Below are 20,118 nucleotides of genomic sequence, written 5' to 3' on the forward strand. Positions count from 1 at the left end.
TTGTCCCTAAGCTTCCAGCTCGCGGCTTGAAGCTTGTAACGTGAAGCTGCCCGGAGGGCTCCCCATGAGCTATGTGATCGACCGACGCCTCAATGGCAAGAACAAGAGCACGGTAAACCGCCAGCGTTTCCTGCGGCGTTACCGTGACCACATCAAAAAGGCCGTTGAAGAGGCCGTAAGCCGCCGCTCCATCACCGACATGGAACATGGCGAACAAATCAGCATTCCCGGACGGGACATCGACGAACCCGTGCTGCACCATGGCCGGGGCGGTAAGCAAACCGTGGTGCATCCGGGCAACAAGGAGTTCACCACGGGTGACCACATCCAGCGCCCGCAGGGTGGCGGTGGGGGCAAGGGCGCGGGCAAGGCCGGTAACTCCGGCGAGGGCATGGACGAGTTCGTGTTCCAGATCACCCAGGAAGAATTTCTCGAGTTCATGTTCGAGGACCTGGAACTGCCCAACCTGGTCAAACGCAACCTGACCGGCACCGACACGTTCAAAACCGTGCGTGCGGGTATCAGCAACGAAGGCAACCCGTCCCGTATCAACATCATCCGCACCCTGCGCTCAGCCCACGCCCGGCGTATCGCCCTGTCGGGGAGCAGCCGTGCAAAACTGAAGCAGGCCAAGGAAGAGCTGGAGCGTCTGAGGCGCGAAGAACCGGACAACTTCGGCGATATCCAGGCAATAGAGGCAGAAATCGAGAAGCTCAGCGCGCGCATTCATCGCGTGCCGTTCCTCGATACCTTTGACTTGAAATACAACCTGCTGGTCAAGCAGCCCAACCCGAGCTCCAAGGCCGTGATGTTCTGCCTGATGGACGTGTCCGGCTCCATGACCCAGGCTACCAAGGATATCGCCAAGCGCTTCTTTATTTTGCTGTACCTGTTCCTGAAGCGGAACTACGACAAGATCGAGGTGGTGTTCATCCGCCATCACACCAGCGCCCGGGAAGTGGACGAAGAAGAATTCTTCTATTCCCGCGAAACCGGCGGCACCATCGTCTCCAGCGCGCTGAAGCTGATGCAGGAAATCATGGCCGAGCGCTACCCGGTCAATGAGTGGAACATCTATGCGGCGCAGGCGTCCGACGGGGACAACTGGAACGATGACTCGCCGATCTGCCGCGACATCCTGATCAACCAGATCATGCCTTTCGTGCAGTACTACACCTACGTCGAAATTACTCCCCGTGAGCACCAGGCGCTATGGTTCGAATACGAGCGCATCGGCGAAGCCTTTGCCGATACGTTCGCCCAACAGCAACTGGTCTCGGCCGGCGATATCTATCCGGTCTTCCGTGAACTCTTCCAGCGCAGGTTAGTGTCATGACCGCCAAAAAAGAGCATAAGCGCCAACCTATTTCCACCGGGTCCGAGTGGACCTTTGAACTGATCCAGGCCTATGACCGGGAAATCAGCCGCATCGCGGCGGGTTATGCCCTGGACACTTACCCCAATCAGATCGAAGTGATCACCGCCGAACAGATGATGGACGCCTACGCCTCCGTCGGTATGCCGCTGGGTTATCACCATTGGTCCTACGGCAAACACTTTCTCAGCACCGAAAAGTCCTACACCCGCGGCCAGATGGGCCTGGCCTACGAGATCGTGATCAACTCCGACCCGTGCATCGCTTACCTGATGGAAGAAAACACCATCTGCATGCAGGCGTTGGTGGTGGCCCACGCATGCTACGGGCATAACAGCTTTTTCAAGGGCAACTACCTGTTCCGCACCTGGACCGATGCCAGTTCGATCATCGATTACCTGGTGTTCGCCAAGCAGTACATCATGCAATGCGAGGAGCGCCACGGCATCGACGCGGTGGAAGACCTGCTCGACTCCTGCCACGCGTTGATGAACTACGGCGTTGACCGTTACAAACGTCCCTATCCGATTTCGGCCGAAGAAGAACGCCTGCGCCAGAAGGAACGTGAGGAACACTTGCAGAAACAGATCAACGATCTGTGGCGCACCATTCCAAAGCGCGCCGGCAAGAACAGCGACAAGGACAATGCACGCTTCCCCGCCGAACCTCAGGAAAACATCCTGTATTTTCTGGAAAAACATGCGCCACTGCTGGAGCCATGGCAACGCGAAATCGTGCGCATTGTGCGCAAGATCGCCCAGTACTTTTATCCCCAGCGCCAGACCCAGGTGATGAACGAGGGCTGGGCGACGTTCTGGCACTACACGCTGATGAACGACCTGTACGACGAAGGCCTGGTCACCGACGGGTTCATGATGGAATTCCTCACCTCCCACACCAGTGTGGTGTTCCAGCCCGGTTTCGATAGCCCGTACTACAACGGCATCAATCCCTATGCGCTGGGCTTTGCGATGTATCGGGACATCCGGCGCATGTGCGAACACCCCACCGAGGAGGACCGTCGCTGGTTCCCGGAAATCGCTGGCAGCGACTGGCTCTCTACCATCAAGTTCGCCATGAGCAGTTTCAAGGACGAGAGTTTCATCCTGCAGTACCTGTCTCCACAGGTGATTCGCGACCTCAAGCTGTTCAGCATCATGGATGACGACCTCAAGGACGACCTGGTAGTGCCCGCTATTCATGACGAACCCGGCTACCGGACTATCCGCGAGACCCTGGCGGCGCAATACAACCTGGGCAACCGCGAGCCCAACGTTCAGATCTACAGCATCGACGTGCGGGGTGACCGCTCGCTGACCTTGCGTCACCAGCAGCACGACCGCAAACCCTTGGGCGAATCCACCGAGGAGGTGCTCAAGCACCTGCACCGGCTGTGGGGCTTCGATATCCACTTGGAAACCCTGCAGGGCGACCAGGTGGTGAAAACCCACCATGTTCCCCCGCGCAGCGATCATAACGACACCGACTACGGCCGCCTGGACCTGGCCGTCGTGCATCTCTGAAACGGCAAAGCCTCCATTGGTCCGGCACAGACGGTATCCTGTGCCGCTAATGGAGGCTTTTTCATGAAAATCTACAAAGTCGGCGGTGCCGTGCGTGATCGCCTGCTGGGCATCGAGGTCACCGATATCGATCGCGTCGTCGTTGGCGCCACCATCGAGGAGATGCAGGCCAAAGGTTTCAAGCCGGTCGGCGCTGACTTCCCCGTGTTCCTGGACCCGAAAAACGGCGATGAATACGCCCTCGCCCGCACCGAGCGCAAAAGTGGCAGGGGCTACGGCGGCTTCGTGTTTCACGCCAGCCCCGACGTCACGCTGGAAGAAGACCTGGTTCGTCGCGACCTGACCATCAATGCCATGGCCGAAGATGATGAGGGCAATCTGACCGACCCCTACCACGGCCAACGCGACCTGGACGCGCGTGTTTTACGTCACGTTTCGCCCGCGTTCGCCGAAGATCCCCTGCGAGTGCTGCGGGTTGCGCGGTTTGCCGCTCGCTATGCGCACCTCGGATTCAGCGTGGCTCCCGAAACCCTGGCACTGATGCGTCAGCTCAGCGAATCCGGCGAGCTGGAAGCGCTGACGCCAGAGCGCAGCTGGAAGGAGATTTCCCGGGCGTTGATGGAAGACCAGCCCCAGGTGTTTATCCAAGTGCTGCGTGACTGCCATGCGCTGAAAACCTTGATGCCGGAAGTGGATGCGCTGTTTGGCGTACCGCAGCCCGAAGCCCATCATCCCGAGATCGACACCGGCGTGCACACCCTGAGCGTGCTGGAACAGGCTGCTGTGCACAAACAACCGCTGACCGTACGCTGGGCCTGCTTGCTGCATGACCTGGGCAAAGGGCTGACGCCTGTGGATAAGTTGCCGCAGCACATTGCCCACGAACACCGGGGCTTGAAGCTGATCAAGGCAGTTAATGAACGTTTCAAAGTGCCAAAGGATTGCCAGGAGCTGGCGCTGCTGGTGGGCCAATATCACACCCACGGGCATCGCGCCCTGGAGCTGAAGGCGTCGACGCTATTGGAGTTGCTGCAAAGTTTTGACGTCTACCGTCGACCGCAACGCTTCGAGGAATTCGTGGTCGCCTGCGAGATGGATGCGCGGGGCCGCAAGGGTCTTAAACAGCGCAGTTATCCACAGGCGGATTATTTGCGGGGTGCGGCAAAGGCTGCGCGCGAGGTGGCGGTGGCGCCCTTGCTGGAAAAAGGCTTCAAAGGCCCGGAGCTGGGCGAGGCGCTGAAGCGTGAACGACTCAAGGCACTGAAAGCCTACAAGGAACAACACAAGCCTCTGTAGGAGCGAGCTTGCTCGCGAAGCACGTCAACGATAACGCAGCGCCCTCGGTGTTTCGCGAGCAGTCTCGGCCCCTACAGAAAAGCCAGTGGCGTGAGTTGCTCACCCCGCCACTCAAACGCCACAGGCGCGAGCACCTGATCGATCTGCGCATCGCGCCACAGCGCAGCCATGGTCTTGCCCGCTTCAGGATGCACCCGATCCGGTGCCATCATCGACAGCGGCCACAACACGAAAGCGTTTTTCAGGATCTCTGCCCGCGGCAGGATCAACCCGTCGAAATTACCCACCAGGTCGCCATACAGCAGCACGTCGATATCCAGGGGCAGCCCCTTACGATCTGGCGCATAGCGGCCGTTGTCGGCCTCGATGGATTTCAACCGACGGTCCAGCTCTATCAACGACAGGTCGGTCCAGGCCGACACCACCAGATTGAAGAACGGCCCGCTCTTGATACCCACCGGCTGGCTTTCGAACACCGCCGAACAGCGCATGTCCGTCAAAAAGCTCGCCAGCGCATCGAGTCCCGCACGTAAATTGAGCTCGCGCTCGATATTACTGCCCAGGCCAAGGTAAACCTGAGTCAGCGACATCCGCGCTCGATCTCCACGCCCACGCCTTTGGCCGCTGGGACGGCACCTGGCTTGGTCAATTTGAGGTGCAGCCAGGGAATCTGGAATTCACTCATCAACACTTCGGCCAGGCGTTCGGCGAAGGTTTCCACCAATTGGTAGTGGGATTGCTCGGCAAAGGCCTGGATACGCGCGGACACGCTGGCATAATCCAGTGCCAGGGCCAAGTCGTCACCGGCGGCGGCCGGACGGTTATCCCAGGCAAAGCTCAGGTCCAGGCGCAGGCATTGACGGATTCCGCGCTCCCAGTCGTAGGCTCCGATCACGGTGTCGACTTCCAGGCCTTCGATAAACACTCTGTCCAAGCACTCTTCTCCGCAGCACGACAAGGGCGCGATGCCCCGTTAGAATCAGGGCGTCCTCGCCCGGAATAGTTAGCATGTTTTGGTCACTGGCGATTCTCGCCTACCTGCTCGGCTCGCTGTCCTTTGCCATTTTGCTCAGCCGCCTGACGGGAAGTCCCGATCCGCGAATGAGTGGCTCAGGCAATGCCGGCGCCACCAATATGTTGCGCCTGGCCGGCAAGAAACTCGCCGTGCTGACGCTGCTGGGCGACATCTGCAAGGGCCTGCTGCCCGTACTGCTCGCCAGCCTCGTCGGCCTTACCCTGCAACAGCAGGCCTGGGTGGGCGTATGCGCCGTCCTGGGCCATCTGTTTCCCCTGTACTTCCGCTTTCGCGGCGGCAAAGGCGTCGCCACGGCGGCCGGCATGCTGCTGGGGATCTACCCGCCGGCAGCCTTGCTGGCGGTGCTCGCCTGGCTGCTGACGTTCTACCTGACCCGCACCAGCTCGCTGGCTGCGCTGATCGCCACACCGCTCACCCTGCCCTTGCTGGCCTGGCAAGCACCGGCGGCGCTGCTGCCGATGAGCGTGGTGACACTGCTGATCGTCTGGCGCCACCGCGGCAATCTACGCGACCTGTTTGCCGGGCGCGAACGGCATTTCTAACGGGCGTCCAGGCTAACCCTTACAGCGGTGACAACTGCTCCATCGGCCAACGCGCCTGCACGCTGATCGCCAGGCTCTCATGCTGCCCGGCCTGCAGGCGTTGACAGCCAGCGTAGGCGATCATGGCGCCATTGTCGGTGCAGAACTCTGGGCGCGCATAGAACACGTCGCCGTTCATCTCACCGAGCATTTTCTCCAACGCGCTGCGCAAAGCCTTGTTGGCACTGACGCCGCCAGCTATCACCAGGCGCTTCATGCCTGCCTGCTTCAGGGCGCGCTTGCACTTGATGGTCAAAGTCTCCACCACGGCCTGCTGGAACGCCAGCGCGATGTCGCAACGGGCTTGCTCGCCGTCGTCTCCGGCGCTGACGCTCTGCTGCCAGGTATTCAACGCCGAGGTTTTCAAGCCGCTGAAGCTGAACATCAGCCCCGGGCGATCGCACATCGGCCGTGGGAAGGTGTAACGACCGGCCACGCCTTTTTCGGCAAGACGGGCGATTTCCGGACCACCGGGGTAATTGAGCCCCATCATCTTCGCGGTCTTGTCGAATGCTTCGCCTGCGGCGTCGTCCAGCGACTCGCCCAACAGCGTGTATTGGCCGATGCCGTCGACCTGAACCAGTTGCGTATGCCCCCCCGAAACCAACAAAGCGACGAACGGGAACGCTGGCGGTGTTTTTTCCAGCATCGGTGCCAGCAAATGCCCTTCCATGTGGTGCACACCGAGGGCCGGAATCCCCCAGGCAAACGCCAACGCCTGGGCACAGGAAGCCCCAACCAGAAGGGCTCCGACCAATCCCGGGCCTGCGGTATAGGCAATCGCGTCGATCTCGGTCGGCACGCAGCCGGCCTCATCCAACACCTGGCGAATCAACGGCAGCATGCGTTTGACGTGATCACGGCTGGCAAGCTCCGGCACCACGCCGCCATAGGCGCGGTGCAGGTCGATCTGACTGAACAGCGCATCGGCCAAAAGCCCGCGTTCACTGTCGTAAAGTGCGACACCGGTTTCGTCGCAGGAGGTTTCAAGTCCCAGTACTAGCATGGGTTTGCGCCTTGTAGAGGCTGAATTCGAAGGCGCGCATAATAGTCGCCACTCCCCCTCCCGACTAGCGGTTTTCGATCAGAGGCTTTGCATTCCTGCCAATGAGGGGTTAACATCCGCAACCCTTAAAAACCGACGACCTCAGCCGCGAATTGTTTGCGACGAGAACGTTGATCCCGGTAATGAAAGAAGGTAGCTCTGGATGCCAGCCGTCAAAGTAAAAGAGAACGAACCCTTCGACGTAGCTCTGCGTCGTTTCAAGCGCTCCTGCGAAAAAGCCGGTGTTCTGGCTGAAGTTCGTAGCCGCGAATTTTATGAGAAGCCAACTTCTGAGCGTAAGCGTAAGGCAGCAGCCGCTGTTAAGCGTCACGCCAAGAAAGTTCAGCGCGAACAGCGCCGCGCCGTTCGTCTGTACTAATACACAGACGTTCGTAGCAAGCTTCTGCCAAGCCCGGCCCTCAGCCGGGCTGTTGGCATTTGCGGATATCGCTTGATGCTTCATCGTCGACGCCGCACACGCGACCGAGACACTGCTTCACACGTCAGGACTGGCTCTTTTGCCAGCGGTGCACGTCTCTTCTGACGAGCCTAACAAGGCTACTGACGAGCACACCTATTCTTCAAGCAGGCGATCAACTGTGTCGACTGTGCCCATCGATGAGCTTCCGAGACCGCTCACAGGTCAAGACCGGACTCACGGGCAACTTTTATTCGTCGGACACTGATAGAGACTAACGTCAGCGAATGTTCGGCAGATACACTCCCTGACACCCCATGCAGACGATAATGCTCGAGCGCCCAACGCGCGCTTGAACATTTCACGGGCCCTCATTTACACGCAGTGATGACGAGAACGCCATGGCCGGGCTGATTCCCCAGAGCTTTATTGACGACCTTCTGAACCGCACCGACATCGTCGATGTTGTCAGCTCACGCGTGCAACTGAAAAAAGCCGGCAAGAACTACACCGCCTGCTGCCCGTTCCATAAAGAAAAAACCCCGTCGTTCAGTGTCAGCCCGGACAAGCAGTTCTATTACTGCTTCGGTTGCGGCGCCGGCGGCAACGCCCTCGGCTTCCTGATGGACCACGACAATCTGGATTTCCCCCAGGCCGTCGAGGACCTGGCGAAAGCCGCCGGCATGGAAATCCCCCGCGAAGAAAGTGGCCGCGCGCACAAACCGCGACAACCCACCGACTCGCCGCTGTATCCGCTGCTGACCGCCGCTGCCGATTTCTATCGGCAGGCGCTTAAAAGCCATCCGCAGCGCAAAGCCGCTGTCGATTACCTCAAGGGCCGGGGCCTCACCGGGGAAATCGCCCGGGACTTCGGCCTCGGTTTTGCCCCGCCCGGCTGGGACAACCTGTACAAGCACCTGAGCAGCGATACGCTCCAGCAAAAAGCCATGATTGACGCCGGCCTGCTGATTGAAAACGCCGAGACTGGCAAACGCTATGACCGCTTCCGTGACCGCGTGATGTTTCCGATCCGCGACAGCCGCGGCCGCATCATCGCGTTCGGCGGTCGAGTGCTGGGGGACGACAAGCCCAAGTACCTGAACTCCCCGGAAACCCCGGTGTTCCATAAAGGCCAGGAACTCTACGGCCTGTTCGAAGCGCGCAAGAACAACCGCAACCTCGACGAGATCATCGTGGTTGAAGGCTATATGGACGTCATCGCCCTGGCTCAGCAGGGCCTGCGCAATGCGGTGGCGACCCTCGGCACCGCCACCAGCGAAGAACACATGAAGCGCCTGTTCCGTGTCGTGCCCAGCGTGCTGTTCTGTTTCGACGGCGACCAGGCCGGCCGCAATGCCGCCTGGCGCGCGCTCGAGGCCACGCTGTCGAGCCTGCAGGACGGGCGCCGTGCACGCTTTTTGTTCCTGCCCGAAGGTGAAGACCCGGACACCCTGGTGCGCTCCGAAGGCACCGATGCGTTCCGGGCGCGTATCAATCAACATGCACAACCGCTGGCGGACTATTTTTTCCAGCAGTTGACCGAAGAGGCCGACCCGCGCTCGCTTGAAGGCAAGGCCCATATGGCCACCCTCGCAGCCCCGTTGATCGACAAAGTCCCAGGTGCCAACTTGCGCACCCTGATGCGCCAGCGCCTGCTGGAAATCACCGGATTGAGCGGCGAAGCCGTGAGCCAGCTGGTGCACAGCGCTCCTCAGCATGCGCCGCCCGCCTACGACCCAGGCATGGATTACGACGCCATGCCGGACTATGCCGACTTCCACCAACCGCAGGAGGCGTTTACGCCCCAGCAGGAGTGGACGCCGAAGAAGCCCGGGGCCGGCGGCAAGAAGTGGGACAAGAAGCCCTGGAGCAAGAATGGCAAGCGCGGCGATCGCGATGAGGCCTATGCCCCGCGCACGCCGGTTGCCGTAGAGGCGCCGACGCTGATTGCGTTGCGCACGCTTATCCACCACCCGCAATTGGCGGGCAAGGTAGAAAGCGCCGATCATTTTGCCAACGAGAGCAACACCTACGCTCAGGTGCTTATCGCCCTGATCGAGGCCGTGCAGAAAAATCCTAAGCTAAACTCAATTCAGCTGATGGCTCGCTGGCATGGCACGGAACAGGGCCGCCTGTTGAAGGCACTCGCGGAAAAGGAGTGGCTAATTGACGGCGATAACCTTGAACAACAGTTTTTAGACACCATTAACAGGTTATCCGCGGGTCAACATACACAGACCCTCGATGAGCTCATCAAGAGAGCAAGACAGCCGGGATTGTCGGCTGAAGAGCAGATTCAGATAGCAAAACAGATGCGCGACCTCTTAAAACAGAACGTTTGCACATCAAACCCGACCTCAGCTGGCGTGTGAGGTCATAGCTCGGGTATAATCCTCGGCTTGTTTTTTGCCCGCCAAGACCTTCAGTGGATAGGGTGTTATGTCCGGAAAAGCGCAACAGCAGTCTCGTATCAAAGAGTTGATCACCCTTGGTCGTGAGCAGAAGTATCTGACTTACGCAGAGGTCAACGACCACCTGCCTGAGGATATTTCAGATCCAGAGCAGGTGGAAGACATCATCCGCATGATTAATGACATGGGGATCCCCGTACACGAGAGTGCTCCGGATGCGGACGCCCTTATGTTGGCCGACGCCGATACCGACGAGGCAGCCGCTGAAGAAGCCGCTGCCGCGTTGGCCGCGGTGGAGACCGACATCGGTCGCACGACTGACCCTGTGCGCATGTATATGCGTGAAATGGGTACCGTCGAGTTGCTGACACGCGAAGGCGAAATCGAAATCGCCAAGCGTATCGAAGAGGGCATCCGTGAAGTGATGGGCGCAATCGCGCACTTCCCTGGCACGGTTGACCACATTCTCTCCGAGTACACTCGCGTCACTACCGAAGGCGGCCGCCTGTCTGACGTCCTCAGCGGTTATATCGACCCGGACGACGGCATTGCGCCGCCTGCCGCCGAAATACCGCCGCCTGTCGATCCGAAGGCGCCGAAAGCGGACGACGACGCCGACGAAGACGAGGCTGAAGCCAGCACCGACGACGAAGAAGAAGTCGAAAGCGGTCCAGACCCAGTCATCGCCGCCCAGCGTTTCGGTGCGGTTTCCGATCAAATGGAAATCACCCGCAAGGCCCTGAAGAAGCATGGTCGTGCCAACAAGCAGGCCATTGCCGAGCTGCTGGCCCTGGCTGAGCTGTTCATGCCGATCAAGCTGGTACCGAAGCAATTCGAAGGCCTGGTTGAACGGGTTCGTAGCGCCCTTGAGCGTCTGCGTGCACAAGAGCGTGCGATCATGCAGCTCTGTGTCCGTGATGCGCGCATGCCGCGTACCGACTTCCTGCGCCAGTTCCCAGGCCACGAAGTTGACGAAAGCTGGAGCGACGCCCTGGCCAAAGGCAAGGCGAAATACGCCGAAGCCATTGGTCGCTTGCAGCCGGACATCCTCCGTTGCCAGCAGAAACTGAGCGCACTGGAGGCTGAAACCGGCCTGACGATTGCCGAGATCAAGGACATCAACCGTCGCATGTCGATCGGTGAGGCCAAGGCCCGCCGCGCGAAGAAAGAGATGGTTGAAGCCAACTTGCGTCTGGTGATCTCCATCGCCAAGAAGTACACCAACCGTGGCCTGCAATTCCTCGACCTGATCCAGGAAGGCAACATCGGCTTGATGAAGGCAGTGGACAAGTTCGAATACCGTCGCGGCTACAAGTTCTCGACTTATGCCACCTGGTGGATCCGTCAGGCGATCACTCGCTCGATCGCCGACCAGGCCCGCACCATCCGTATTCCGGTGCACATGATCGAGACCATCAACAAGCTCAACCGTATTTCCCGGCAGATGTTGCAGGAAATGGGTCGCGAACCGACCCCGGAAGAGCTGGGCGAACGCATGGAAATGCCTGAGGACAAAATCCGCAAGGTATTGAAGATCGCTAAAGAACCGATCTCCATGGAAACCCCGATCGGTGATGACGAAGACTCCCATCTGGGTGACTTCATCGAAGACTCGACCATGCAGTCGCCAATCGATGTCGCCACCGTTGAGAGCCTTAAGGAAGCGACTCGCGACGTACTCTCCGGCCTCACTGCCCGTGAAGCCAAGGTACTGCGCATGCGTTTCGGCATCGACATGAATACCGACCACACCCTTGAGGAAGTCGGTAAGCAGTTTGACGTGACCCGCGAGCGGATCCGTCAGATCGAAGCCAAGGCGTTGCGCAAGTTGCGCCACCCGACGCGAAGCGAGCATCTGCGCTCCTTCCTCGACGAGTGATACCAGAACCCCCGGCCCAGGCCGGGGGTTTTGCTTTCTAACAATTACTTCCACAGATAACTGCCCCGCAACCCCCCTCCCCCGCAATGCCCGTCTACACTCGAGAAATTCCCCGTGCCATAACGAGACCGTTATGCCCAGATTGCCGACCGTGATACTGCTGTCGCTGCTGACCTGGACCGCAACGGCTGGCGCGTTGACTCTCACGGATGATGAGCGTAGCTGGCTGACGGACCATCAGGAGCTGCGCCTTGGGGTGGATGCGTCCTGGCCGCCCTTTGAATACCGCGATGAAGAGAGCCGCTACCAGGGCCTGTCCGCCGATTATGTGCGCCTGATCCAGGATCGCCTGGGCATCCGGGTCAAGCTGATCGAGCCGGCAAACTGGACCGCTGTGCTTGAGCAAGCACGCAACAGTCAGCTCGACCTGCTACCTGGCGTCATGTCTACCCCGGAACGCCAGAGTTTCCTGGCCTTCACGCGCCCCTATCTCGACTTTCCCATCGTGATACTGGCCCATGAAGGCGGCGCCAAGCCGCGCAATCTCAACGATTTGTACGGACTGAAAATCGCCGTGGTGGAAAACTATGCGCCTCATGAATTACTGCGCACCCACCATCCGGACCTCAATCTCGTCGCGATGCCGAACGTCAGCTCTATGCTGCAGGCCCTGGCCACCGATGAAGTCGATGCGGTCGTCAGCGACCTGGCTTCCAGCGTGTGGAGCCTGCGCCAACTGAAACTCGATGGCTTGTACGTGAGCGGCGAAACGCCCTACCGCTATCAGTTGGCAATGGGCGTCCCGCAGGATGAGAAAATACTGGTGGGCATTCTGGACAAGGTCCTCGCCGATCTCAGCCCAGCCGAAACCGATGCGATCCAGCAGCGCTGGGTCGGCAGCTTCAGCGATCACCGCACGCTATGGGCGGATTTGCTGATGTACGGTCTGCCTGCGGTATTGCTGCTGAGCACCGTGCTGGCCGTTGTGATTCGAATCAATCGTCGGCTCAGCTCGGAAATTTCCCGCCGGGTTGCCCTTGAGCAAGAACTGCGCAGCAGCGAGTACCACTATCGCGGCCTGGTGGAGAGCCTGTCCGCTATCGCCTGGGAAGCCAACATCAGCGATTTCACCTACAGCTACGTGTCGCCCCATGCTGAAGAATTGCTCGGCTACCCCCGCGCACATTGGCTGATCCCCGGTTTCTGGCGCAACATCATTCACCCCGCCGACCTGACCCGCGCCGAAACGTATTGCTACCGTGAAACCCGCGCCAACCGTGATCACAGCATCGACTATCGCGTTATCACCGCCGATGGCCGCTGCCTGTGGGTACGCGACATTGTCAGCCTGATCGAATACGGCCATGAACCGGTGCTGCGCGGCTTGATGATCGACATCAGCGAAGCCAAGCGTACGGAAGAGGCACTGCAGCTGTCAGAGCAGAAATTTGCCTCCGTGTTCCAGCAATGCCCGGACATCCTGGTGATCGCCCGCCTGTCCGACGGATGCCTGCTTGAAGTCAACAAGGCCTTTGAAGACCAGATTGGCCTGAGCGCCCAGGAGGTGGTGGGCAAAACCGCCACCGAGCTGAATATCTGGGGTGTTGAAGGCGTCGGTCCGGATTTGCTGCAACGCGTGCAGACCACCAGCATCCGCAACCTGGAGATGATTTTCTGGCGCAGCAATGGCCAGGCGTTTACCGGGCTTATTTCGACCGAGCCGTTCCAACTCGATACCACCGAGGCACTGGTGGTCGTGGTGCGAGATATCACCCAGCTCAAGGAAACCCAACAGCAGCTGCAAACTTCCGAGGAGAAGTTTGCCAAGGCGTTTCATGCCTCCCCCGATGGCTTGTTGCTGAGCCGGCAAAGCGATGGGCTGCTGATCGAAGTGAACGAAGGCTTCAGCCACCTGACCGGCTACACCAGCGCCACGTCGCTCGACCAGTCGGCTTTGGACCTTGGCATATGGGTCGACCTTAATGAGCGCAAGCACATGCTGGAGTTGATGCAGCGCGACGGCTTTGTCCGCGACTTCATCTGCCATATCCGCCGCGTTGACGGCCAGATTCGCCTCTGCGAACTGTCCAGCCGCCCGCTGCCCATCGGCGACGAAGACTGCATGCTAACCATCGCCCGCGACATCACCGAACGCCAGCTGATGCAGGAAAAACTGCAACAAGCCGCCACGGTGTTCGAAAGCACCGCCGAAGGCGTATTGATCACCGATACGCGGCAGAACATCAGTGCAGTAAACCGCGCCTTCAGCGAAATCACTGGCTACAGCGAGGCCGAAGCGCTGGGCCACACCCCGCGCCTGCTCGCCTCCGGCATGCACGACAGCGCTTTCTATGCCGCGATGTGGCACCAACTGACGACCCAAGGTCACTGGCAGGGCGAAATTTCCAACCGGCGCAAGAACGGTGAGCTGTACCCCAGCTGGCTGACCATCAGCGCCGTGCGCAATCGCGAGCAGGTGGTCACGCATTTTGTCGCCGTATTTGCCGACATCTCCAGCCTCAAGCTCGCCCAGGCGCGCCTCGACTATCAGGCCCATCACGACCCATTGACCGGCCTGCCCAACCGCACGCTGTTTGAAAGCCGACTACAGGCGGCCCTCAACGGCCAGCAGGAAAGCGGCAATCAAGGCGCGGTGTTGTTTCTTGACCTGGACCGCTTCAAACACATCAACGACAGCCTGGGCCACCCGGTCGGCGACCTGCTGCTCAAAGACATCGCCGTACGCCTCAAGGACCAGCTGCGCGATATCGACACCGTCGCCCGCCTGGGCGGCGATGAATTCATCATCCTGCTGCCCGGCCTGCACCAGGCCAGCGATGCGCAATATCTGGCGAACAAACTGCTCGATTGCTTCACACCGCCCTTCCAGGCCGGCGAGCACGAATTCTTTATCAGCGCGAGTATCGGCACAAGTTTGTACCCGCAGGACGGCACCGATGTCGCCACCCTGGTCAAAAATGCCGACGCCGCGATGTACCGTTCCAAAGCCAAGGGCCGCAACCGCGTTGAAAGCTACACCCGCGACCTGACGGCTCAGGCCAATGAACGCGTGGCACTGGAGCATGAACTGCGCCGCGCCATCGAACGTGAAGAGATGAGCCTGTATTACCAACCCAAACGCAGCCTGCTCACCCAGCAACTGATCGGCGCCGAAGCCTTGATACGCTGGCACCACCCGACCTTTGGCGACGTACCGCCCGAACACTTCATCGCCCTGGCCGAAGAGAACGGCACGATCCTGCAAATTGGCGACTGGGTACTGGAACAGGCCTGCCGACAGATGCACGCCTGGCAAGACGCTTTCGATGATTTCGGGCCACTGTCCGTCAACCTCGCCGGCGCGCAACTGCGTCACCCCAACCTGCTGTCACGCATCGAACAACTGCTGCGCGACTACCGCCTGGAGCCCGGCTGCCTGCAACTGGAGATCACCGAAAACTTCATCATGAGCCAGGCCGAAGAAGCGCTGGAAGTGCTGCACCAACTCAAAGGCCTGGGCGTGCAGCTGGCAATCGATGATTTCGGTACCGGCTATTCTTCCCTCAGCTACCTCAAGCGCCTGCCGCTGGACTTCCTCAAGATTGACCAATCCTTCGTCCGCGGCCTGCCCGACGACCCTCACGACGCCGCCATCGTCCGCGCCATCATCGCCCTCGGCCACAGCATGCAATTCACCATCATCGCCGAAGGCGTGGAGAACCCCGCCCAGCAAGCCTTCCTCGCCGCAGAAGGCTGTGAACAGATGCAAGGCTACATTGTCAGCCTGCCCCTGCCACCGGAGCAATTTGCCGCAACCTTCCTTCGCACGAGACAGGAGGATTTTTCGGATGGCACAGTGAACAAACCATCGTTATAATCCGCGACCTACTGAGGGCCTATAGCTCAGTTGGTTAGAGCAGGGGACTCATAATCCCTTGGTCGTAGGTTCGAGTCCTACTGGGCCCACCATACTCAAAGCCGCGCGTTGCGCGGCTTTTGCCGTTTCTACACTCCGAAATGCTGGGCAAAAAAAGCTCATGAAAAGCAAAAGTGTCCAAAAAATGTCCACATTCAAGCTTCATAGGTTCAACGACACGTGCATTACGGAATATCCACGCCGCCACTCCCGGCTCGTTTTTGACGGTAACCTACAGCCGGTCCCGATCGATCTCATCCGCGATCTCAAGCAACTCCAAACCTGAAAACGAATACATTACGAAGCTCGACTTCATCCTAACGCCAGCGCGCAGGTAAACCCTTATAGGCTTTATCGGCGCATCCTGCTTAAGGCATGCCCATAGGTAAGCTGAAACGAGCACCTAAGCACACGTCCAGCTCACCCGGCATCTGTAGGCAAGACCTACTGCAACTCATTGCTCCTAACAAACTTTATTCCAACGCTTATTAGACTCTTCGCAGTCCTTAAACCACTTAACGAAGACATCCTGGCATTCCCAATCCGCCGAACGATGGAGTTCATCCTGATTGTAATAACTTCCCTGCCTCATTAATTCCCACGCACGGTTCGTAACCTTTAAAACTCCTACATCGGTATAAGAAGCGTTTCGCTGCAATAAAGCTTGAATCAGTATCTGAATATTGAGTTGCCCTCCTCCACTCGACGCGAACGAGCACAACAAATTACCCACTACAACCTTTAAAAATGCGCCATCATGCTTCTTAAAAACAACTCTACAAAACAGCTCACTCCTCTCGCTAGGACAGCATAGTATAAGCGGTGTGTAACCCTGCGAAAGGTAACGCTCGACCTCAGACGAACACAAATGAAAATTCAAAAAAATCCCTTTACTGATTCCGTCCAGATACTCTGGCCTTATAGAAAAATACGCTTCGAATTTTTTCAATACTTGAAGGGGAAATTCGTCAACACCTAATTCATAGCGTTCGAGACTGGAAACTTTTTCGATCTCTAATATTTCACTTAACTGTCTCAAACTCAGGTTTAAAATTTCTGTGCGGATGAACCTTACTCTTGCTCCAAGCGACAGTGCATACGATGAGTCCGTCAATACAAGCGGCTGGATGCTTTGCGGGCAAAATAGGTTTTGCTTTCGACTTTCACGCTTTTTCAACCAATCGGATACAAGAGTCGCCCCGATACCAGAAAATAGCCATTCAACCATAACAATCTCCACCAGAAATTTATTCTTATCACCCTCTTGACCGTATCACAACGCGCAAGAAAACCTTCGTAAAGATACATCCTATACCACTCCTTTGGCAGGCACACTGACAGTACACAAACTTGATTTGAGTATTACTGGCGTTCACTGGTGCACTGATAGCATTAAACTTAACTACTCATACCTTATGGTTAAGTTCGAATGCTGCCGCTGAGCTTACCGCTTTGCATGTCTGGTGCCACAGTTCTGTATGCCCGACCAAGCCTGTAACATACCTGCCCACTGCCCCCCGCACTGGAGCTTCACCCTTGCCCGCCCTAGACGAAATCGACCGTCAACTGATCGCCGCCTTGCAGCTCAACGCCCGCGAAAGCGTGGCCATGCTTGCCCGGCAGTTGGGGATTGCGCGGACCACGGTGACTTCGCGCCTGGCGCGTCTTGAGAAGACGCAGGTGATTACCGGTTATGGCGTGCGCCTGGGCCAGCGCGTGGCGGATGGTGGGTTGCAGGCGTATGTGGGGATTACCGTGCAACCGCGTTCGGGCAAGGAAGTGCTGCGCCGGCTGAGCGCGATGGCTCAGGTGCAGCAGTTGTGCGCGGTGAGCGGTGAATTCGATTACGTGGCGTGGCTGCGCACAGAGTCGCCGGAGCAGCTTGATCAATTGCTGGATCAGATCGGCAGTGTCGAGGGTGTGGAAAAAACCACTACTTCAATCATTCTCAGTAACAAATTGGACCGTGGACAACCTATCTGACCAGCCACTTCGTCAGATTGACTAAAACCAGTACAATCCGACGACACATTGCGTCTTATTAACGAGCGCAACGCTCCCTAAACTGGCTGCCATCTTTTCCTATACTCAACGGGCCCTGTCCCGCCGAGTCGTCAGTAAGGTCAGCCATGAGCATTCCGTCCAGCACCATCAGCAAGACCAACCGACACCCCGCCAATGGTAAAAAGCCCATCACCATCTTCGGCCCGGATTTCCCGTTCGCCTTTGATGACTGGATCGAGCACCCGGCCGGCCTGGGCAGTATTCCCGCCGCCAACCATGGTGCTGAAGTGGCGATTGTCGGCGCGGGGATCGCGGGCCTGGTGGCCGCTTACGAACTGATGAAGCTGGGCCTCAAGCCGGTAGTGTACGAAGCCTCGAAAATGGGTGGTCGCCTGCGTTCCCAAGCGTTTGAAGGCGCCGAAGGCATTATCGCCGAGCTGGGTGGGATGCGCTTTCCGGTGTCGTCCACCGCGTTCTATCACTATGTGGACAAGCTGGGTCTGGAAACCAAGCCCTTTCCCAACCCGCTGACGCCAGCGTCTGGCAGTACCGTTATCGATCTGGAAGGCCAGACGCACTACGCGCAGAAACTCTCCGACCTGCCGGTGCTGTTCCAGGAGGTCGCCGACGCTTGGGCCGACGCGCTGGAAGCCGGTTCGCAGTTCGGCGATATTCAACAGGCGATCCGTGACCGCGACGTGCCGCGCCTCAAAGCGTTGTGGAATAAGCTGGTGCCGCTGTGGGATGACCGCACCTTCTACGACTTCGTCGCCACCTCAAAAGCCTTTGCCAAGCTGTCGTTTCATCATCGCGAAGTATTTGGCCAGGTCGGTTTCGGCACCGGCGGCTGGGACTCGGATTTCCCCAACTCGATGCTGGAAATCTTCCGCGTGGTGATGACCAACTGCGACGACCATCAGCACCTGGTCGTTGGCGGCGTGGCCCAAGTGCCCATGGGCATTTGGCGTCACGTACCGGAGCAATGCGCCCACTGGCCTGCCGGCACCAGTCTCAGCTCATTGCATCGAGGCGCGCCACGGGCCGGCGTGAAGCGTATTGCCCACGCCGCCGACGGCCGTTTCGCCGTTACCGACATCTACGGTGACACCCGCGAATACGCCGCCGTATTGACCACCTGCCAAAGCTGGCTGCTGACCACCCAGATCGAATGCGACGAAACCCTGTTCTCGCAAAAAATGTGGATGGCCCTGGACCGCACGCGCTACATGCAGTCATCGAAAACCTTTGTCATGGTCGACCGCCCGTTCTGGAAAGACAAAGACCCGGAAACCGGCCGCGACCTGATGAGCATGACCCTCACCGACCGCCTGACGCGCGGCACTTATCTTTTCGACAACGGCGACGACAAGCCTGGGGTGATCTGCCTGTCCTACTCGTGGATGAGCGACGCGCTGAAAATGCTGCCCCAGCCCATCGATAAGCGGGTCAAACTGGCACTTGATGCGCTGACGAAGATCTACCCGAAAGTCGACATCAAGGCGCGCATCATCGGCGACCCGATCACCGTGTCCTGGGAAGCCGACCCGCATTTCCTCGGGGCGTTCAAAGGTGCACTGCCCGGCCACTATCGGTATAACCAGCGCATGTATGCGCACTTCATGCAGAAGGACATGCCCGCCGAACAACGTGGGATTTTTATCGCCGGCGACGACGTTTCCTGGACCCCAGCCTGGGTGGAGGGCGCGGTACAAACCTCGCTGAACGCGGTGTGGGGCATCATGACCCACTTCGGCGGCAGCACCCATCCGGAAAACCCAGGGCCCGGCGATGTGTTTGACGAGATAGGGCCAATCGCCCTGCCCGAATAAGGAGCCTGACATGCGTGTCGCCCTGTACCAATGCCCGCCACTGCCGCTGGACGTGGCCGGTAATCTCAAGCGCCTGCAGCAACTGGCGCATGAAGCGTCGGGTGCCGATGTGCTGGTGCTGCCGGAAATGTTCCTGACCGGCTACAACATTGGCGCCGAAGCCACAGGCGCCTTGGCCGAGGCTCAGGATGGCGAGTCGGCACACACCATTGCTGAAATCGCGCAAAGTGCCGGGCTGGCGATTCTGTATGGTTACCCGGAGCGGGCCGAAGACGGCCAGATCTACAACGCCGTGCAGTTGATCGACGCCCACGGCAAACGCCTGTGCAACTACCGCAAGACTCACCTGTTTGGCGACCTCGACCACGCGATGTTCAGCGCGGGTGAGGATGACTTCCCGCTGGTGGAAGTGAACGGCTGGAAGCTGGGTTTCCTGATTTGCTACGACCTGGAGTTTCCGGAAAACACCCGGCGCCTGGCCCTGGCCGGTGCCGAACTGATCCTGGTACCGACTGCCAATATGGTGCCGTTCGACTTTGTCGCCGACGTCACCGTGCGGGCCCGAGCGTTCGAGAACCAATGTTTCGTGGCCTATGCCAATTACTGCGGGCACGAAGACGATATTCACTATTGCGGCCAAAGCAGCATTGCCGGGCCCGATGGCCAACGCATTGCCCAGGCGGGCCTGGATGAAGCGTTGATCGTCGGCACGCTGGACCGGCAATCGATCCTCGATGCCCGCGCCGCCAATCATTACCTGCATGACCGTCGCCCCGAGCTTTACGGCGCGCTGCACAAGCCCTGA

Annotated in this window: 15 protein-coding genes and 1 tRNA gene; 12 read left to right on the forward strand and 4 right to left on the reverse strand. The window is 58.8% G+C overall.

The genetic code is table 11. The annotated features are described in order from the left end of the window. Nucleotides 1-64 precede the first annotated feature (64 nt). The 3 genes from C4J85_RS24705 (at nt 65) to C4J85_RS24715 (ending at nt 4,194) form a co-directional block, all read left to right on the forward strand. The gene (locus C4J85_RS24705; protein WP_124410917.1) at nt 65-1,336 is read left to right on the forward strand and encodes a YeaH/YhbH family protein; all 1,272 of its coding nucleotides are present in this window, start codon (nt 65-67) and stop codon (nt 1,334-1,336) included. Continuing rightward, nucleotides 1,333-2,898, forward strand: coding sequence for a SpoVR family protein (locus C4J85_RS24710; protein ID WP_124364655.1), 1,566 nt, complete (start codon nt 1,333-1,335; stop codon nt 2,896-2,898). The genes C4J85_RS24705 and C4J85_RS24710 overlap by 4 nt, the downstream gene beginning before the upstream one ends. A gap of 63 nt (nt 2,899-2,961) precedes the next feature. Continuing rightward, the gene (locus C4J85_RS24715) at nt 2,962-4,194 is read left to right on the forward strand and encodes a multifunctional CCA addition/repair protein (protein ID WP_124410918.1); all 1,233 of its coding nucleotides are present in this window, start codon (nt 2,962-2,964) and stop codon (nt 4,192-4,194) included. 71 nt (nt 4,195-4,265) lie between these two features. Here the strand turns inward: C4J85_RS24715 and folK are convergent, their stop codons facing one another. Together folK and folB are read right to left on the reverse strand one after the other, a co-directional pair. Continuing rightward, nucleotides 4,266-4,784 (reverse strand): 2-amino-4-hydroxy-6-hydroxymethyldihydropteridine diphosphokinase, encoded by a 519-nt coding sequence (gene folK / locus C4J85_RS24720; RefSeq protein ID WP_124410919.1) that lies wholly within the window; start codon nt 4,782-4,784, stop codon nt 4,266-4,268. After that, complete coding sequence (folB, locus tag C4J85_RS24725) at nt 4,775-5,128, reverse strand: dihydroneopterin aldolase (RefSeq protein ID WP_124368564.1); 354 nt, start codon at nt 5,126-5,128, stop codon at nt 4,775-4,777. The genes folK and folB overlap by 10 nt, the downstream gene beginning before the upstream one ends. Nucleotides 5,129-5,202: 74 nt before the next feature. Here folB and plsY point away from each other — a divergent pair, with 74 nt between their 5' ends. After that, nucleotides 5,203-5,772 carry a glycerol-3-phosphate 1-O-acyltransferase PlsY gene (gene plsY / locus C4J85_RS24730; protein WP_124368565.1) on the forward strand — a complete coding sequence of 190 codons (570 nt, stop codon included), beginning with the start codon at nt 5,203-5,205 and terminating at the stop codon, nt 5,770-5,772. Between the two features lie 19 nt (nt 5,773-5,791). Here plsY and tsaD read toward each other — a convergent pair whose 3' ends face one another. Beyond that, nucleotides 5,792-6,817 (reverse strand): tRNA (adenosine(37)-N6)-threonylcarbamoyltransferase complex transferase subunit TsaD, encoded by a 1,026-nt coding sequence (gene tsaD, locus C4J85_RS24735; RefSeq protein ID WP_124364659.1) that lies wholly within the window; start codon nt 6,815-6,817, stop codon nt 5,792-5,794. A gap of 202 nt (nt 6,818-7,019) precedes the next feature. Between tsaD and rpsU the strand changes: the two genes are divergently transcribed. From rpsU to C4J85_RS24760, 5 genes are all read left to right on the forward strand, one after another. Then, nucleotides 7,020-7,235, forward strand: a complete 216-nt coding sequence (gene rpsU / locus C4J85_RS24740) for a 30S ribosomal protein S21 (RefSeq protein WP_002551877.1) — start codon at nt 7,020-7,022, stop codon at nt 7,233-7,235. Between the two features lie 440 nt (nt 7,236-7,675). After that, nucleotides 7,676-9,646: a DNA primase gene (dnaG, locus tag C4J85_RS24745; protein WP_124364660.1), complete on the forward strand. Its 1,971-nt coding sequence runs from the start codon at nt 7,676-7,678 to the stop codon at nt 9,644-9,646. 67 nt (nt 9,647-9,713) lie between these two features. Then, a complete protein-coding gene (gene rpoD / locus C4J85_RS24750) occupies nt 9,714-11,564 on the forward strand; it encodes an RNA polymerase sigma factor RpoD (protein WP_124364661.1) in 1,851 nt (616 codons plus the stop codon). A gap of 133 nt (nt 11,565-11,697) precedes the next feature. Further along, nucleotides 11,698-15,441 carry a bifunctional diguanylate cyclase/phosphodiesterase gene (locus tag C4J85_RS24755; protein WP_124410920.1) on the forward strand — a complete coding sequence of 1,248 codons (3,744 nt, stop codon included), beginning with the start codon at nt 11,698-11,700 and terminating at the stop codon, nt 15,439-15,441. Between the two features lie 15 nt (nt 15,442-15,456). Continuing rightward, nucleotides 15,457-15,533 (forward strand) — tRNA-Ile (locus C4J85_RS24760). A 410-nt stretch (nt 15,534-15,943) separates the two neighbouring features. Here C4J85_RS24760 and C4J85_RS24765 read toward each other — a convergent pair. Beyond that, nucleotides 15,944-16,708: a helix-turn-helix domain-containing protein gene (locus C4J85_RS24765; RefSeq protein ID WP_124410921.1), complete on the reverse strand. Its 765-nt coding sequence runs from the start codon at nt 16,706-16,708 to the stop codon at nt 15,944-15,946. Nucleotides 16,709-17,016: 308 nt separating this feature from the next. On the opposite strand from C4J85_RS24765, the gene C4J85_RS24770 reads away from it, so the two are divergent. The 3 genes from C4J85_RS24770 (at nt 17,017) to C4J85_RS24780 (ending at nt 20,118) form a co-directional block, all read left to right on the forward strand. Next, entirely contained in the window at nt 17,017-17,463 is a 447-nt protein-coding gene (locus tag C4J85_RS24770) for an Lrp/AsnC family transcriptional regulator (protein WP_124364663.1), read from the forward strand. Between the two features lie 167 nt (nt 17,464-17,630). Next, nucleotides 17,631-19,313, forward strand: a complete 1,683-nt coding sequence (locus C4J85_RS24775) for an NAD(P)/FAD-dependent oxidoreductase (protein WP_124372479.1) — start codon at nt 17,631-17,633, stop codon at nt 19,311-19,313. 10 nt (nt 19,314-19,323) lie between these two features. Next, a complete protein-coding gene (locus C4J85_RS24780; RefSeq protein WP_124410922.1) occupies nt 19,324-20,118 on the forward strand; it encodes a carbon-nitrogen hydrolase family protein in 795 nt (264 codons plus the stop codon).

Source organism: Pseudomonas sp. R4-34-07 (assembly GCF_003852375.1).
Classification (GTDB): Bacteria; Pseudomonadota; Gammaproteobacteria; order Pseudomonadales; family Pseudomonadaceae; genus Aquipseudomonas.

Coding starts and splice junctions, on each gene's coding strand:
- C4J85_RS24705 (WP_124410917.1), top strand. CDS start 65: ATGAGCTATGTGATCGACCGACGCCTCAATGGCAAGAACAAGAGCACG.
- C4J85_RS24710 (WP_124364655.1), top strand. CDS start 1,333: ATGACCGCCAAAAAAGAGCATAAGCGCCAACCTATTTCCACCGGGTCC.
- C4J85_RS24715 (WP_124410918.1), top strand. CDS start 2,962: ATGAAAATCTACAAAGTCGGCGGTGCCGTGCGTGATCGCCTGCTGGGC.
- folK (WP_124410919.1), bottom strand. CDS start 4,784: ATGTCGCTGACTCAGGTTTACCTTGGCCTGGGCAGTAATATCGAGCGC.
- plsY (WP_124368565.1), top strand. CDS start 5,203: ATGTTTTGGTCACTGGCGATTCTCGCCTACCTGCTCGGCTCGCTGTCC.
- tsaD (WP_124364659.1), bottom strand. CDS start 6,817: ATGCTAGTACTGGGACTTGAAACCTCCTGCGACGAAACCGGTGTCGCA.
- rpsU (WP_002551877.1), top strand. CDS start 7,020: ATGCCAGCCGTCAAAGTAAAAGAGAACGAACCCTTCGACGTAGCTCTG.
- dnaG (WP_124364660.1), top strand. CDS start 7,676: ATGGCCGGGCTGATTCCCCAGAGCTTTATTGACGACCTTCTGAACCGC.
- rpoD (WP_124364661.1), top strand. CDS start 9,714: ATGTCCGGAAAAGCGCAACAGCAGTCTCGTATCAAAGAGTTGATCACC.
- C4J85_RS24755 (WP_124410920.1), top strand. CDS start 11,698: ATGCCCAGATTGCCGACCGTGATACTGCTGTCGCTGCTGACCTGGACC.
- C4J85_RS24765 (WP_124410921.1), bottom strand. CDS start 16,708: ATGGTTGAATGGCTATTTTCTGGTATCGGGGCGACTCTTGTATCCGAT.
- C4J85_RS24780 (WP_124410922.1), top strand. CDS start 19,324: ATGCGTGTCGCCCTGTACCAATGCCCGCCACTGCCGCTGGACGTGGCC.